Origin of the sequence: Pseudomonas sp. NBRC 111131, assembly GCF_001320525.1 — a bacterium.
Taxonomy (GTDB): Bacteria; Pseudomonadota; Gammaproteobacteria; order Pseudomonadales; family Pseudomonadaceae; genus Aquipseudomonas; species Aquipseudomonas ceruminis.
This window is the reverse complement of record NZ_BCBH01000044.1, coordinates 20,805-36,679: the sequence shown is the minus strand read 5'-3', so window position 1 is coordinate 36,679 and position 15,875 is coordinate 20,805. Positions and strand designations below refer to the sequence as shown.

Here is a 15,875-nt window from a genome sequence, read left to right as displayed (position 1 = left end):
GGGGGTGTCCACTGGGACTGGGCAAGATCAGGGCCACTCACGAGGTTTGACAGGACAATGAAGGCTCTTCCCGAGAAAATCCTGGACATCATTCAACAGCTTCCAGAAGGTGAGGTTCTGACACCTAGCAGATTCCTGCATCATGGTTCTCGCCATGCTGTGCAGCGAGGACTCTCTCGCCTGGTCGAAGGTGGAAAGCTGTTTCGCGTTGCTCGGGGCATTTATGTTGCCGCAGTCGAAACTCGGTTCGGCGTGCGCCCGCCGGCACCGGAGAAGGTTGTCCACTCGCTGGCTAATGCGCTGGGTGAAGTGCTGGTCGACCACGGGGCTCGTGCCGCGAATAAATTAGGGCTGAGCACACAGGTTCCAGTTCGCTATGTCTTTCTAACCGACGGACGCTCTAGGGAGCTTCAGGTAGGCAAGACCACCGTGTCGATTCGGTATGCGCCTCGATGGTTGATGGCTCTAGGCGCTACTGGAGCGGGGGAAGCCATTCGAGCATTGGATTGGATTGGCGAGGCAAGCGTGGGGTATGCCGTTTTCAAACTTCATAAACTACTACCCGAGAGCGAATGGGGTGATCTGGTGTCAGCTCACCGCTCGTTACCTATCTGGATGGCGAATGCAATCTGCGCTCAGTCGAGTTGCACCCACCCTGTCAAGTTGGGCTAGCGGTTTAGCTGTAGCCTACTTACCGCCAGATCGGCATCATCTGGAATGGGGCAATTCGATGTGAAAGCCCGTGAGGCCGGCGGCTGAGGTGCACCAGATGCGGCCTTTGTGAGCCTCAATGATGGATCGGGTGATGGCAAGTCCGAGCCCGGCGTTGCTCGGGCTTCCCTCCCGCCGAGCGGGGTCGACCCGGTAAAAGCGGTCGAAGAGCTTCTCTAAATGCTCTGAGCTAATTGTGTCCCCTGGGTTCTCGATGCTGAAGGTTGTGGAGTCCGCTGTCTCGCGGATCAAAACCGAAATTGTATGTCCCACCGGCGTGTAGCGCAGTGCATTGGACAGCAAGTTGGAAAGTGCACGATCAAGCATCAGCCGATCTCCCAGCACTTGGCCTGTGCCTGTGAGCGATAGTTCAATGCCATGTTCTTCGGCCAGAAGGTGGTAGTAGTCAAACAGCTTGAAGACTACGTCAGCCAGTTCGATCCTGGCCTGCTCGGGGATGATTAGGCCATTATCAGCCTTGGCCAAGAAAAGCATGTCATCAATCATCCGAGACATGCGCTTCAAGTCCTCCAGGTTGGAGTAGAGATTCTCTTCATAGGCATTGATATCGCGTTTCTTGCTCAGCACGACCTCGGTGTGGGTCATCAGGTTGCTAACGGGCGTGCGTAGCTCGTGGGCAATGTCGGCCGAAAAATTGGAGAGCCTAACGAAGGCATCCTCTAGCCGAGCCAACATCGCATTGAAGGATAGAACCAGTTGCTGAAGTTCCCGCGGCACTGGTTCGAGAGGGATTCGTTCCTGTAACGAGCGAGCGGACATCCCGGAGGCCACATGAGTGACTTGCCGCAGAGGCCTAAGGCCGCTGCGAGCAACCACCCAGCCGAGCGTGGCACTGAACAGGGCACTGATGACCAATCCAATCCAGAACCATCGTTGCAGCGTGTCGAAAAAGTGTGTGTGATTGGTGACGTCAAGAATCAGCAAAGCTGTGAGCGGCTCAGCCTGATCGGCTACCGAGATTTGCGCCGTCATGCCGCGGTACATGTGTTGGCCGTTCTGCCACTCCCACATGCTCTGCTCATTTTCACGTCTGAAACGCTCTGGTACTTCGACTGCTCTGGGGGCGGAGAACAGTACAGAACCGTCACTGGCCAGGATAGTGGCCGCCAGATCCTGATGGGCTCCCAGCAAGGCTCGCAACTGCGGTAATTCTTCCGAAAGGCTCGCTTCACCGCGAGCATTGTTGAGGATATGTTTGGCGGATTCGAGTTTCTCCACCAGGGCCTGCCGATCCAGCATCTTGAAGTGGTGCTGGCTGAGCATATTGAAACTCAGCCCTGCTACCGTCAGGACTGCAATTACCGCGGACATGAACATCAGGCTCATGCGTGCTGTCAGCGAAAGGTGCTTCATATTCACTCCGGCGCATCCATCATGTATCCCATGCCGCGGGCGGTATGAATCAGCTTGAGATCGAAATCGTCATCGATTTTTGCGCGTAGCCGGCGTACCGCAACCTCAATGACATTGGTGTCGCTGTCGAAATTCATGTCCCAAACCTGAGAGGCAATCAGCGACTTCGGGAGCACCTCGCCGCGCCGGCGCAGTAGCAGTTCCAGCAGTGAAAACTCCTTCGCGGTCAGGTCAATTCTTTTCCCGCCACGGATCGCACGCCGCTTCATCAGATCGACTTCCAGATCGGCAATTTTCATCGTTGTTTGCGTGGGTGAGCCATTGCCTCTACGCAGCAGCGTTCTGACCCTGGCCAGAAGTTCTGAAAAAGCAAATGGCTTGATTAGGTAGTCGTCCGCACCTAGCTCCAACCCTTTAACGCGGTCCTCCACACCATCGCGTGCCGTCAAGAACAGTACGGGGACGTCTTTTCCTGCTGCGCGCAACATGCGCAGCACTTCCCAACCGTCCAGCCCAGGCATCATTACATCCAGAATTAGCAGGTCATAGGCTTCGCTAAGTGCATGCTGAAGGGCATCTGTACCGGTCATAACCCGGTCGACATTGAACCCAGCCTCGGTGAGACCTTGCTGGAGGTACGTACCGGTTTTGGGTTCGTCTTCAGCTACCAGTAGTTTCATGTGTGCAGACTCCAAAAGTCGGGTGGCCTGAGTTTGCAGGCAAACCGCGGCCCCAACCAGAAGCTTACGAAAATGTAATTCTGACTTCAGCTCACTGACAGGGTGGCTTGTCTAGGGTGCAAGCATGAGTACTAGGTTGTGCTCTCGGCCCTCGACAGACCAAAAGCAGAGGTGCCGGCCATAGTTTGCACTGATGGAGACTGCCCATGAAATCGCTGAAACCTTTGCTTCTGGTTGGTTCGCTACTGCTGTCTTCCATGGCTTGGGCCGAAGGGGGCAGCGACCGTGTATTCGAGCGCATCCAGCAGATGCGCGACAAAGCAGAAGCCGTGCTGATCCAGGCGGAGAAGGCCCCGGTCGGCGAGCGGCATGTGCACATGAAGGAGCATATGAACATGCTCGAAGACATCATGAGCCAGCTGCACAACGAACATCCCGCGCCAAACATGTCTGCCGAAGAGCATCTGGCCTGGATGGAAAAGCATGACAAGCTGGTAGACGACGTGCTGGGTCAAATGATTCGAGAGCACAAGCTGATGATGGCCGACAAGGAATGCCATCAGTAAAGATTTCCCCCATCTTACAGGCCTTTCGTGATTGCTCCTTCGGCCTAGCGGCGCCTTTATGGCGCCGTGCTTTTTCCCAGCTGACGCAATTGTAGTTTTGGGGTCAGCGGCCTGGCAGCAAGCGGGGAATAGCATGAGATTTCCAGCACCCATCTCGAGGTCTCACCATGAAACGCTTACCCCTTAAACTGCTGATCAGCACTCTGTTCATCAGCACCACCTTTCCGGCATTTGCCGAGGTCGGCGGCAGTAGCAATGGCATTGGGCAGCAGGCCCAGGCGACGCCAGCGACTCGTACCATCTTGGTAAAGATGGACGACATCAACTACAGCCAGAAAACGATCGATGTGAAGCCAGGTGAAACCGTGCGCTTCGTTCTGAAGAACGAGGGCGCGTTGATGCACGAGTTCAACATCGGGCAGGCAGCGTCCCAGCTGGAGCACCAGCGCAAGATGGCGTCCTTGTTCAAGGACGGCACACTGACCCCGACCGGCATGGCCGAGCGCATTGTCTGGCATGAGCGTTATGGCATGGGAGACTCCAACCCTCCAGGCTATCCGGAAGTCATCAAAGCCAAGCATGACGACCCGAACGCGGTTCTCGTCGAGCCCGGCACAACCAAAGAGTTCGTGTGGACCTTCCCTAAGGCGGGCAGTTTGAGCTTCGCCTGTACATTGCCTGGGCATTACCAGGCGGGGATGGTCGGTGAGTTTGCTCTGCGTTAGTCCGGCATCGGTGCTACCCGTTGGCCGCGAGCTGGGTAGCACCGATCTGACGAACCTTACTGCGATGTAGTTTTCACGTCAGCGTACCGCCAGCTGCACCTCATTAGCATCGGGACTCATCCCTCCTCAACACCTCAGAGGCACACCATGAAACTCAGACCCGCTTTCATAATCACCACCCTTGGCTTGCTGCTCAGTGCTGCCAATGCGCTGGCCAGCCCGGGCCACAAGAAAGACAGTATTGGGCAACCGGGAGACGGTCAGGCAGTAGATCGCACCATCGAAGTCCGGATGGGGGACATCTTCTTCGAACCCAAAGCAATGGAGATCAAAGCAGGCGAGACAGTTCGCTTCGTCCTGAAAAATGACGGTGCACTGCTACACGAATTCAATCTTGGCAAAGCGGCATCCCATGCCGCGCACCAGAAAGAGATGGCCGCGATGTTTCAGAACGGCACGCTGTCCCCTACAGGTGCACATGACATGAGCAATATGGGCCATGCCATGGGCGGCATGAAGATGGTCGGTATGGAACACGATGACCCCAACAGTGTTCTTGTCGAACCTGGAGCACGCGAAGAGTTGATCTGGACCTTCTCCGCCGCCACCGTACTGGAGTTCGCCTGCAATATTCCAGGACATTATCAGTCGGGAATGGTCGGTAAGGTGACCGTACGCTGACGTTTATTGATACTCGCCAACTCCGTCCAGTCTGAGACACCTATACTGATCCGGCCGCCATTGAAACGAGGCTATTGTCGTGGACCATACCCATCACACCAGTACCACTGAGCCGCCTTTTTGGAAGAGCAAGATTGGCATTGCGCTGATCATGCTGGCCGTAATCGGCATCTTCTATGTAGCGCGTGAGCATTACGGTCATCTTTCGCAGGCCCTGCCGTACCTCATCCTGCTGCTATGCCCGCTGATGCATCTGTTTGGCCACAATCACGGCGGGCACTCCCACTCCAGCAGCACCGCTGTTTCCAAGGACGAAGAAAGGACATAGATCGCATGCAAAAGACCTCCTGCCATCATGACCAGGATCATTCACATAACTCGCACGCCCACTCCGAGAGCCAGCGCGACCCGGTGTGTGGCATGGAGGTGAAATCTGATAGCCCATACCGCGAGAGCGTTGAAGGGAAGACCTATCGCTTCTGCAGTGCCAAATGCCTGCAGAAGTTTCAAATTGATCCCCACTCGTACATGGGCCACTCGTCTCATGAAGCACATCAGCATACGAGTCACCCTACGATATCGGCACCAGAAGGAGCCGCATATACCTGTCCGATGCATCCAGAGATTCGCCAACCGACCCCTGGCAACTGCCCGATCTGTGGCATGACGCTGGAGCCTGTCATCCCGGAGCTGGAAGAGGAGGAAAACCCGGAGCTGAAGGACTTCTCTCGGCGATTCTGGTGGACCCTACCGCTGACCGTCATCGTGACCGTGCTGGCGATGGCTGGCCATTCCTTGCAACTGTTTCATGGCACGACCCAGAACTGGGTCGAGCTGGCTCTGGCGACGCCCGTGACGCTATGGGGTGGCTGGGTGTTCTTCGCCCGCGGCATTGACTCCATCCGGCACCGCAGCCCCAACATGTGGACCCTGATCGGTTTGGGAACGGCCGCTGCCTACCTCTACAGCGTGGCCGCTACCTTGGTTCCGCAGTGGTTTCCGGCGGCTTTTGCCCAGGACGGACGTATCGGCGTCTATTTTGAAGCAGCCGCGGTGATTATCTCACTCACGCTGTTGGGCCAAATGCTCGAACTCAAGGCCCGCTCGCAGACGTCCGCAGCTATCAAATCGCTGCTGGGACTGGCACCAAAGACAGCGCGGCGCATCATGCCCGATGGAGTAGAAGAGGACATTCCTCTAACCCATGTCCATCAGGGCGATCATCTGCGTGTCCGGCCAGGCGAGAAGGTTCCTGTAGATGGCACTGTGCTGGAGGGTGAGAGCGCAGTCGACGAATCGATGCTTACTGGAGAACCGTTACCCGTGACCAAACGGGCAGGGGATGCCCTTATCGGTGCCACCCTAAACACCCACGGCAGCCTAGTTATGGAGGCGCAGAAAGTCGGTGCCGAAACCATGCTGTCGCAGATCGTGCTGATGGTGGCCAAGGCCCAGCGCTCTAAGGCACCCATGCAGCGTATGGCCGATGCCGTTGCGGGGTATTTCGTGGTCGGGGTGATCCTGATCGCGATTCTGACCTTCTTCGGCTGGGGGCTGTTCGGGCCGGAATCTGGCTGGGTATTTGGCCTGATCAATGCGGTGGCGGTGCTGATCATTGCGTGTCCCTGCGCCCTGGGTCTGGCAACCCCGATGTCCGTCATGGTTGCGACTGGCAAGGCCGCTAGCAGCGGTGTGTTGTTCCGCGATGCCAGCGCCATCGAAAATCTATGCAAGATCGACACGCTCATCGTCGACAAGACCGGAACCCTGACTGAGGGGTGCCCCGTATTCCATAGTGCGGAAGGGACAGGCGGTTACGACTCCAATGAAGTGCTGCGCCTGGCTGCCAGTCTCGACCAGGGTAGTGAGCACCCGCTGGCTCATGCCATCGTCGATCATGCGCGGGGTCAAGGCATTGCACTGGTCAAGCCGGACACTTTCGAGTCGGGCTCGGGTATTGGCGTGCGCGGTCAGGTCGATGGCCATCAGCTGCAGCTCGGCAACACCGCACTGATGGACGAGGCGGGCGTCGATATTACCCCGCTGCGCAATCGCGCCGAGCAACTGCGTCTGGAAGGCATCAGCATCATCTATTTGGCCGTTGATGGTCGCCTGGCGGGACTCCTGGCCGTTTCCGATCCGATCAAGCCTACTTCTCAACAGGCTGTCTCCAAGCTTCAAAGCGAAGACGTAAAGGTCATCATGGCCACTGGTGATGGCCTCACCACAGCAAGAGCCGTGGCGAAGCAGCTCGGAATCGAGGAAGTGCATGGTGAGGTCAAACCGCAGGATAAGGAGAAACTGGTCGCCGATTTGCAGGGCTATGGCCGTCGTGTCGCCATGGCGGGTGACGGCATCAACGATGCGCCCGCCCTGGCCAGGTCTGACGTAGGTATCGCCATGGGCACCGGTACCGATGTGGCGATGAACAGCGCCCAAGTGACGCTGGTCAAGGGAGATCTGATGGGCATCCTGCGAGCGCGCACCCTGTCAGTGGCAACCGTGAAAAACATGAGGCAGAACCTCGCCTTTGCGTTCCTCTACAACGCGATGGGAATCCCGCTAGCAGCGGGGCTGCTGTACCCGCTGACGGGGCATCTTCTGTCGCCCTTGATTGCTGCGCTGGCGATGAGTGTCAGCTCGGCGTCGGTGGTCTTCAATGCTCTGAGGTTGAAATCAACGGACATCGGATAGGCTTCCATACCACCGACCAGGTGATTATTCAGAAGCGCATCTGACCGGAAAATGCCGTACGGTAGTTTCCGGTCCGACCTATCTGTCGCAACACATAGTGACGAGGTGACGTTCGATGGACTGTTGCCGCTGCGGGTAGGAGACTGGTCGTCGTTAACCCATGAGGACTCTCCGTGGCCCGCATTCGCAGACTGATTATCAGCAACTTCCGATCTATCCAGGCGCTCGACTGGGTGCCGGCCCCAGGAATTAACTGCCTCATAGGTCCTGGCGATAGTGGAAAGTCCAGCATTCTAGATGCGATTGACCTTTGCGTCGGTGCCCGCCGGGGCGGCACGTTCGGCGACATGGACTTCTTCGCTCTGAACGTCGAAACACCCATCACCATCAGTGTGACGCTTGGCGATTTGCAGGTATCGCTGATGGATATCGATGTTTACGGCGAGTTCTTGCGTGGATTCAATCCAGGAACGGGAGAAGTCGAAGACGAACCGCGAGCGGGGCTGGAGACCGTTATCACCTTGCTTCTGCAAGTTGGTGCCGATCTGGAACCTACCTGGACACTTTTTTCTGAGCGTGCGGAGCAGCAGCAACTCGAACGCACTCTTCCCTGGAAGGAACGAGCGGCACTAGCACCCGCCCGTATCGGCAGCTTTGCGAGTTCGAACTTGTCGTGGAGTCGTGGCTCAGTGCTCAATCGACTTACTGACGAGCGTGCAGAGCTAGGTGCCGAACTTGCGCGCGCCGCGAGGCAAGCAAGAGCGAACTTTGGCAATCAAGCCGTCGGACATCTAACTCAGACGCTTGAGGTGGTGCAACGCACGGCTCAGCATCTTGGGGTTTCGGTTGGAGCGATGCCACAAGCACTCCTTGACGCACATTCTGTGTCGATTGGCGAGGGTGCGATCGCGCTGCACAGCGACACAGGCATTCCCCTTCGCTCCCTTGGCACGGGCTCGTCGCGATTGCTAGTGGCAGGGTTGCAAAGAGCTGCAGCTAGCGCCGCGCCAATTGCTCTTGTCGATGAGGTGGAATATGGGCTTGAACCTCATCGGCTCATGCGATTCCTGGACTCCCTGGGCGCAAAGGACGCTGCCGCTCCGCTGCAGGTCTTCATGACGACTCACTCACCGGTCGCGCTGCGCGAATTGTCCGGCAGCCAGTTATTCGTTGTTCGGTCTGGGCCTCAACGCCACAGCGTTATGGCGGCAGGGGAGGCCAACGAAGTACAAAGTACCCTTCGGAAGGACCCAGAGGCATTCCTCGCCAAATCCATTATCGTTTGCGAGGGTGCCAGCGAGGTTGGCTTCGCGCGTGGCCTTGACCAATGGTGGGGCAGCCTTGGCGGTACCTCATTCCTGGCTCATGGTGGCGCTTATGTGGACGCCGGCGGGGGAAGTCCCGATAACAGTCTTATCCGCGGAACGGCACTTCAGAACCTAGGCTATCGCGTGATGGTTTTTGTAGACGCCGACAAACCTTCGACCGCAGGGCTACCTGAAGCATTCTTGGCCGCAGGCGGACAAATTCTGACATGGCGACCAGGTCTCACTCTGGAGGACGAGATCTTCCGCCATCTCAGTGACCAAGCACTCGATGCACTTCTGGCGAAAGCCGAAACAATAGTGGGTGCAGAGCTGATGAATGCGCACATCCAGACGAAGTCCCAAGGACGTATGACACTACATGACATCAAAGCTGAAAGACTTATTCAGGGCTACTTGCCCGCGACGCGAGAGCTTTTGGGAGCTGCATCTCGTATCCGCAACAGCGGGTGGTTCAAGTCGTTGACAACCTATCAGGAGGTTGCAAGGGACATCGTCGGCCCGTCTCTACAGAACGCCGACCAGGGCTTCATGGCAGTCACGAATCAGCTCTGGACGTTTACAAGTGCCCCTTGAGATCGATCTTTTCGCTATCGAGCGTGGCTCCATAACAGCCCCCGCAGGTTGTGGAAAAACGCAATTGATTGCCGAGACGCTCATCGCGCATAGGCAGAGCAAACCCATACTCGTACTAACGCACACGAACGCAGGCGTTGCGGCCTTACGGGCACGCCTGAGACGAGCCGGCGTTCCTAACTCCGCATATCGAGTCTCCACCATTGATGGATTCTCGATGCGCCTCATCGCTAAGTTCCCAGCGCGAAGCGGCCATAACCCACAGATCTTACAGCTCCACCAGCCCAACACCGACTACCCTGCAATTCGGCACGCCGCCATGCTGTTACTGCAGGCAGGCCACCTTGCTCAGCCTCTCCGTGCCACTTACGCGCGCTTGCTTGTCGACGAATACCAGGACTGCAACGTCGTCCAGCACGCCATCGTGTCAGGTTTGGCCCAGGTGCTACCGACCTGCGTGCTCGGTGACCCAATGCAAGCCATCTTCGACTTTCGTGGCAATCGACTGGTGCATTGGGCGAATGAGGTGCAGCCCCTGTTCCCCGCGGCAGGAGAGCTGAGGATACCCTGGCGCTGGCGGCTGGCCGGAGCTGAGAACCTTGGGCAGTGGCTACTCGCCATACGGCAGCAACTTCAAGTTGGCCAGCCGGTGGATCTGCGCACGGCTCCGGCAGAAGTGCGCTGGGTGCAGCTCAACGCCGGGACCGAAGTCCAGCAGCGGCTGGTGGCCGCTAGAACCGAGTCACCCAACGCTCGGGGCAGCGTCCTCATCATCGGGGACTCCATCAACGTGCAAGGTCGCCATCAGCTCACGAGCCAGACACCCGGCGCCATGGCCGTCGAAGCCGTCGACCTAAGGGACCTCGTCAACTTCGCCAGGAACTTTAACCTGCAGGGTGCCAATGCTCTGGCACAACTTGCGGAATTTGCTTCAAGCGTGATGACGGGGGTAGGTGCAGCAAACCTGCGAACGCGTGTGGAGTCTCTGCGCACAGGACGTGCCCGAACGCCACCGACCCCAGCCGAGGCCGAGGCCGTCGCATTCGTCGGGGAGCCAACACCGCAGCGAGCACTCCTTGTGCTCAACGCCCTCGCCGAACAGCCGGGGGCACGGGTGTACCGACCGGAAGTTCTGCACTGCTGCCGGTCCGCTATGCAAGCTGTGGCGGGAGGTACAGCCGACTTTCTGAGTGCAGCCATTCAAGCGCGAGAACGCAATCGACACCTTGCCCGCCCCATCGCAAGACGCTCGGTAGGCAGCACATTACTTCTCAAGGGGCTCGAGGCGGATGTCTCGGTTGTTCTGCATCCTGAACTTATGACCGCTCAGAATCTGTATGTCGCCCTTACGAGGGGCGCAAGGCACGTAGTGGTGTGTTCATCGAACCCCATCCTGATGCCTGTGAACAACGGCTGAGCCTTACTGTTGCGTTTGCGCACTTGACCTTGCCATCGTGTCAAGGTCGATGCTGTCTGTGCGGTAACTTGAGCCGCGGACGAAATGAGGTGAGAGAGATGTTCAGCCTGAATGTTTCGGGTATGGGTTGTGGCAGTTGTGTCAGCAAAATCACGAAGGCCATCCAGACGCTGGATCAGGACGCACGCGTAGAGGTGGATCGGGCAGCCGGCAAGGTCACTGTAGAGAGCACAGAAAGTGCCGAATCGATCCGCGAGCTGATCCAGGAGCTTGGTTATGCGGCCCAGGTCAGCGCTTGAGCGCTGGCCTGCCGACCGACTAAATCTCCAGTTCTGAGAGCTCTTTCAGCCCGTGAATACTGGTGACCTCGTTAGTAATACCTTCATCCCCATCTCGGCCGCGAAGCCAGTTTGAGTGATCGCCTGGCTCGCGCATTTCCAGCGTGTCATAGGAGTAGCGCTTTCGCTTGAACAGGCTTTTCAATGCGGCGAACTCGTGGCTTTTCTCGTCTTCTATTCCGACGACTTTTCCTACAAGCGCCCCCCAATGACCGACGCCGTCGGCCAGCATCGCCTGGTAAGTCTCTGGGTCCAGCAAGGCTTGCTGTTTGAAATGAATGATGCGGTGTGTCATAGACGCGCTCGGGAGTGGCCAAAGAGAAGCCGCTAGCCTATAGGTTCCGGGTCATTCGTGAATAGTTGCCCTGAGCTTTAGCAAACCTTCGTTGACCCACAATTTCAACCAAGTTGCGGCCTGCAGGGGGGCTTGCTCTCCATGTGTTGCGCTCAATGACTCGCAGAGTTCGGCGAACGATCCACCCTCGACGAAAAACCGCAATGCTGACGCCTCTTCTGGCTCCAGGCTTCGGTAATGGCATACGAGGTTATGACGCCAGACCAGACAGTCTCGATTCCCGGCTGGTTGGGTGGCAACGGGAAGCAGATCCCCAGACTTGGCAGCCTTCCACAGCGCCAGGGTGTTGTACTGCAATCGCAGCCATCTGGCAGATGGAGTCAGGGAAACCCTGAATGAAACCCAGTCTTCAGCCGAAAACTCACTGATGGCCTGCAGTGAAAGCGCTTCGACATCCTGAGCATCGAAAGCCAGTGTAAAAGCCCACTCCAGCTCCGCGAGTTCGCGCATCGGTGAAAGTTGAGGTTCCGCAATGTAGCTGCGAATGAACTCGGGCAGCTTTTCACCCAGCCAGCGAATGCTGAAATGCCGCGGTGGCCAGGCGGCGATATAGGCCAGTGCGAGTTGCTCGAACGACTCTTCTCCCAGCCATTGCTGCAGCGCCGGGAAATCCTCGCGCAGCACCGCCAGCAGGCGCGAGCGATAGGCGTTATGGTAGATCCGCAGGCCTTCGAGGGCACTCAGCGCAGTGCAACCCCGGACTTGCTCCAAAAGCTCGTTGGAGGGCAGGGCACCATCTGTCAGGTAAGTTTCAAATGCAGTCTGTAAGGCGCTTAGGCTCAAAGGGTTGCCCTCGATATCACGCCATTGGCGATAGCTCGGGCATGCTCCAACTCGGATAACAGATCCTCGAACGGTGGAAAATGATCATCCCGCTCGATCAACGTCGACGTTGGACCCAAGTAGCTCAAAGTCTTGCTGTAGAGCGCCCAAACCGGGTCAGCGATGGGCTGGTCGTGGGTGTCGATGAGGTATTGCCCGTAATCGCTATGCCCGGCCAGGTGAATTTGACGAATCCGCTCGTGCGGCAATTCCAAGATGAACTGCCATGGGTCGAAATCCTGATTTCGTGCGCTGACGTAGACGTTGTTCACGTCAAGGAGCAATTCGCAACCGGTCAGGAAACTCAGTTCCGAGAGAAACTGCGATTCGCTCATGCTGGACGTCTTCCACTGCACGTAAGAAGAAACGTTCTCCAGCACAATGGGACGTTCCAGAACATCCTGCACTAGACGCACCCGCGCGGCGACATGCAGCAGGCTTTCTTGGGTAAACGGCAGCGGCAGCAGGTCGTGGAGTTGATGGGCGTTGCCGCGACTCCAGCACAAGTGGTCGGAAACCCACTGGGGCTGTACCCGGTCCGCCAGTTGCTTGAGCTGTCGTAGGTAGCCCATGTCCAGGTTATGCGAACCGCCGATCGACAGCGATACTCCGTGCATCACCAACGGGTATTGCTCGCCAATCGCATCGAGAAAGTAGAGGGCCTTGCCACCGCCCACCAGGTAATTCTCGGAAATGATCTCAAACCAGTCGACCGCAGGTCGCTGTTCAAGAATCTGCTGGTAATACTCACTGCGAAGGCCAAGACCGAAACCCAGTGTTTTGCGCTTACTCATTCAAGACTCCAGCAGGGGAGTGGCAGGCACTCCCCGCAACGGCATTATTCGCTGGTCTTGCCACCGGCCTCATCGCACTTGGCCTGAGTCATCAGCTTGAAACCCTGGCCTTTACATTCTCCCTGGCCTTTGCAGGCATTTTTGGCGGTCATGCAGTCGTTCTGGCCCTTGCAACCGTTGACGCCGAAGCACTTCACTTCAGCTGCTTTGGTGTCCTGGGCGGCCTGGACAGGCAGGGTAGCAAACAGGCTGGCGGCCACGAGAGCCAGAGCGGCACCGGTAGCGACGTTGGATTTATTCGACATAGTGACAATCTCTCTTAATTGTTGGTGGTCTTATCCGCGGGTGCGAATGACCCTGAGTAGCTTAGGCATCGCTGCCGAGCATGCCCTCTCAAGAAATTCGCAAGGCTTTATGAGGGCATGAAAGACAGTACCGAGCCTTCTGGATGGGCTACAAGAAAGAAATAGCAACCTGACAGAACTGTAATGTTCGGCTCAGGTTGCTGACAGGCCCTCTTAGTTAACGTGACATCGAGCCTAAAGCTCGGCCTCTGCAGTTGCAGGGACCACTTAACTTACGAGGAATACCCAAAATGAAATCGATCAAAGCTCTGCTTGTAGTTACTGCTCTGAGCATCTCCAGCTTGGCAATGGCTGAAGGTGGTGCTGACCGAACCTTCGCGCGCATGGAGCAGGCACGCCAGACGTCTCTGGAGGCCTACCGGGTGGCCCAGCAGCAGAAAGTTGAGGCTCCTGTAGCCAGCAGTCCAACCGAGCAAGCAGAGCACACCAACTGCTGAAGTCATCTACCTTACAGAAATGTAATCACCCGGATGGTTGGGATATGGCAGTTTCATACTGCTCATCGTCGGTAAGGCTTGTGCAATGCACCGACGTGGAAAGTTGAGGGGTAAATACCCGACATTGAAGCAGCCATGAACCCGAGACCGGGCACACCATCACCGGCTCATTTGACGGATTGGACAAAACGGCATGCAAAGCAAAACCACAAGGCGCACCTTCGTCAAAGGCCTGGCAGCCACCGGTATTATCGGCGGACTTGGCCTGTGGCGCACGCCGGTCTGGGCGGTGAACAGCCCCGGCCAGCCCAACGTACTGACTGGTAACGAATTCGACCTATTCATCGGTGAAACCCCGGTGAACATCACCGGCGCAGCGCGCACGGCCATGACCATCAACGGCTCGCTCCCTGGGCCGATTCTTCGTTGGCGCGAAGGCGATACCGTCACATTGCGCGTGCGCAACCGCCTCAAGGAGGACACCTCCATCCATTGGCACGGCATCATCCTGCCGGCGAACATGGATGGCGTTCCTGGCCTGAGCTTCCATGGCATCGCCCCTGATGGCATGTATGAGTACAAGTTCAAGGTCAACCAGAACGGCACCTACTGGTATCACAGCCATTCTGGGCTCCAGGAGCAGGTCGGCGTATACGGTGCGCTGGTCATCGATGCTAAGGAGCCCGAGCCCTTCAGTTACGACCGTGATTACGTCGTGTTGCTGAGCGACTGGACGGATGAAAATCCAACGCGGGTACTGGCCAAGCTCAAGAAACAGTCGGACTACTACAACCAGCACAAACGCACCGTTGGTGACTTCATCGATGACGTAAGCGAGATGGGTTGGTCCGCCGCCGTAGCCGACCGTAAGATGTGGGCCGAAATGAAGATGAGCCCGACTGATCTCGCCGACGTCAGTGGCTACACCTACACCTACCTGATGAACGGCCAGGCACCTGATGGCAACTGGACCGGCATATTCAAACCGGGCGAGAAGATTCGTCTGCGTTTCATCAATGCCTCGGCCATGACGTACTTCGATGTGCGTATCCCCGGCCTGAAGATGACGGTAGTCGCGGCCGATGGCCAGCACGTCAAACCAGTCAGCGTCGATGAGTTCCGTGTCGCCGTAGCCGAGACCTACGACGTGATAGTCGAGCCCGATAGCGAGCAAGCCTACACCGTCTTTGCTCAATCCATGGATCGCACTGGCTATGCGCGCGGCACCCTTGCGGTACAGGAAGGGTTGAGTGCACCGGTACCAAGCCCTGACCCGCGCCCACTGATTGCCATGGGTGACATGGGCATGGACCACGGCAGCATGGGCGGCATGGATCATGGGAGCATGGCCGGGATGGATCAGGGCAATATGGCGGGAATGGATCATGGCAGCATGCAGGGTGGCATGGCTGGTATGGATCACAGCCAGATGGCCGGAATGGATCATTCAAACATGGCTGGCATGGCTGGCATGGCTGGCAACATGCAGGCACACCCGGCCTCAGAGACCAACAATCCTTTGGTCGACATGCAGACCATGACGCCGACGCACAAGCTGGACGACCCAGGTATCGGCCTGCGTGATAACGGCCGGCGCGTCCTGACTTACTCTGACCTGCGCAGCACCTTCCCTGATCCGGACGGGCGTGAGCCAAGTCGCACCATCGAGCTGCACCTCACCGGGCATATGGAGAAATTCTCCTGGTCCTTCGATGGAATCAAGTTCTCTGACGCCGAGCCTCTGCGCCTCAAGTACGGCGAGCGTGTTCGCATCACGCTGGTCAACGACACCATGATGACTCACCCGATCCATCTTCATGGCATGTGGAGTGATCTGGAGGATGCGAACGGCAATTTCCTGGTGCGTAAACACACCATCGACATGCCGCCAGGTTCCAAGCGCAGCTATCGGGTGACCGCCGATGCGTTGGGGCGTTGGGCCTATCACTGCCACCTGTTGCTCCACATGGAAATGGGCATGTTCCGTGAAGTCCGTGTGGATGAGTAAAGGAGAT

The 15,875-nt window shown here is 57.3% G+C and carries 17 protein-coding genes; 11 read left to right on the top strand and 6 right to left on the bottom strand.

Going from position 1 to position 15,875, the window contains the following annotated elements:
• On the top strand, nt 1–672 hold a 672-nt coding region (locus APH34_RS29000), incomplete at its 5' end, for a DUF6088 family protein (RefSeq protein ID WP_256215949.1).
• 36 nt (nt 673–708) lie between these two features.
• Here APH34_RS29000 and APH34_RS25740 read toward each other — a convergent pair.
• Together APH34_RS25740 and APH34_RS25735 are read right to left on the bottom strand one after the other, a co-directional pair.
• On the bottom strand, nt 709–2,085 hold the full coding sequence (locus APH34_RS25740; protein ID WP_003139556.1) for a heavy metal sensor histidine kinase: 1,377 nt from the start codon (nt 2,083–2,085) through the stop codon (nt 709–711).
• Nucleotides 2,086–2,087: 2 nt separating this feature from the next.
• Nucleotides 2,088–2,765, bottom strand: a complete 678-nt coding sequence (locus APH34_RS25735; RefSeq protein ID WP_004374688.1) for a heavy metal response regulator transcription factor — start codon at nt 2,763–2,765, stop codon at nt 2,088–2,090.
• Nucleotides 2,766–2,971: 206 nt separating this feature from the next.
• Between APH34_RS25735 and APH34_RS25730 the strand changes: the two genes are divergently transcribed.
• The 8 genes from APH34_RS25730 to APH34_RS25695 all read left to right on the top strand — a co-directional run bounded on the left by APH34_RS25730 (nt 2,972) and on the right by APH34_RS25695 (nt 11,048).
• Entirely contained in the window at nt 2,972–3,331 is a 360-nt protein-coding gene (locus APH34_RS25730; protein WP_003139552.1) for a co-regulatory protein PtrA N-terminal domain-containing protein, read from the top strand.
• Nucleotides 3,332–3,498: 167 nt separating this feature from the next.
• Nucleotides 3,499–4,056: a plastocyanin/azurin family copper-binding protein gene (locus APH34_RS25725; RefSeq protein ID WP_003139550.1), complete on the top strand. Its 558-nt coding sequence runs from the start codon at nt 3,499–3,501 to the stop codon at nt 4,054–4,056.
• A 147-nt stretch (nt 4,057–4,203) separates the two neighbouring features.
• Nucleotides 4,204–4,737 carry a plastocyanin/azurin family copper-binding protein gene (locus APH34_RS25720; protein WP_054903496.1) on the top strand — a complete coding sequence of 178 codons (534 nt, stop codon included), beginning with the start codon at nt 4,204–4,206 and terminating at the stop codon, nt 4,735–4,737.
• 79 nt (nt 4,738–4,816) lie between these two features.
• Nucleotides 4,817–5,065: a DUF2933 domain-containing protein gene (locus APH34_RS25715; RefSeq protein WP_003246761.1), complete on the top strand. Its 249-nt coding sequence runs from the start codon at nt 4,817–4,819 to the stop codon at nt 5,063–5,065.
• Between the two features lie 5 nt (nt 5,066–5,070).
• The gene (locus APH34_RS25710; RefSeq protein ID WP_023095628.1) at nt 5,071–7,431 is read left to right on the top strand and encodes a heavy metal translocating P-type ATPase; all 2,361 of its coding nucleotides are present in this window, start codon (nt 5,071–5,073) and stop codon (nt 7,429–7,431) included.
• 173 nt (nt 7,432–7,604) lie between these two features.
• On the top strand, nt 7,605–9,332 hold the full coding sequence (locus APH34_RS25705) for an ATP-dependent endonuclease (RefSeq protein ID WP_054903495.1): 1,728 nt from the start codon (nt 7,605–7,607) through the stop codon (nt 9,330–9,332).
• Nucleotides 9,322–10,749, top strand: coding sequence for a UvrD-helicase domain-containing protein (locus tag APH34_RS25700; protein ID WP_037058566.1), 1,428 nt, complete (start codon nt 9,322–9,324; stop codon nt 10,747–10,749). Before APH34_RS25705 ends, APH34_RS25700 begins: the two co-directional genes overlap by 11 nt.
• A 98-nt stretch (nt 10,750–10,847) precedes the next feature.
• Complete coding sequence (locus APH34_RS25695; protein WP_003139539.1) at nt 10,848–11,048, top strand: heavy-metal-associated domain-containing protein; 201 nt, start codon at nt 10,848–10,850, stop codon at nt 11,046–11,048.
• A gap of 19 nt (nt 11,049–11,067) precedes the next feature.
• Here APH34_RS25695 and APH34_RS25690 read toward each other — a convergent pair whose 3' ends face one another.
• The 4 genes from APH34_RS25690 to APH34_RS25675 are packed head-to-tail and all read right to left on the bottom strand — an operon-like array spanning nt 11,068 to nt 13,363.
• Complete coding sequence (locus tag APH34_RS25690) at nt 11,068–11,382, bottom strand: hypothetical protein (RefSeq protein WP_009394808.1); 315 nt, start codon at nt 11,380–11,382, stop codon at nt 11,068–11,070.
• A 51-nt stretch (nt 11,383–11,433) separates the two neighbouring features.
• Entirely contained in the window at nt 11,434–12,225 is a 792-nt protein-coding gene (locus tag APH34_RS25685; protein ID WP_009394809.1) for a DNA-binding domain-containing protein, read from the bottom strand.
• Nucleotides 12,222–13,058, bottom strand: a complete 837-nt coding sequence (locus tag APH34_RS25680; protein WP_003139536.1) for a DUF692 domain-containing protein — start codon at nt 13,056–13,058, stop codon at nt 12,222–12,224. Before APH34_RS25680 ends, APH34_RS25685 begins: the two co-directional genes overlap by 4 nt.
• Before the next feature lie 44 nt (nt 13,059–13,102).
• Complete coding sequence (locus APH34_RS25675; protein WP_004577564.1) at nt 13,103–13,363, bottom strand: membrane protein; 261 nt, start codon at nt 13,361–13,363, stop codon at nt 13,103–13,105.
• Nucleotides 13,364–13,653: 290 nt separating this feature from the next.
• Between APH34_RS25675 and APH34_RS25670 the strand changes: the two genes are divergently transcribed.
• On the top strand, nt 13,654–13,860 hold the full coding sequence (locus tag APH34_RS25670) for a co-regulatory protein PtrA N-terminal domain-containing protein (protein ID WP_003139535.1): 207 nt from the start codon (nt 13,654–13,656) through the stop codon (nt 13,858–13,860).
• Nucleotides 13,861–14,053: 193 nt separating this feature from the next.
• Nucleotides 14,054–15,868, top strand: coding sequence for a copper resistance system multicopper oxidase (locus tag APH34_RS25665; RefSeq protein WP_009394811.1), 1,815 nt, complete (start codon nt 14,054–14,056; stop codon nt 15,866–15,868).
• Nucleotides 15,869–15,875: the final 7 nt, after the last annotated feature.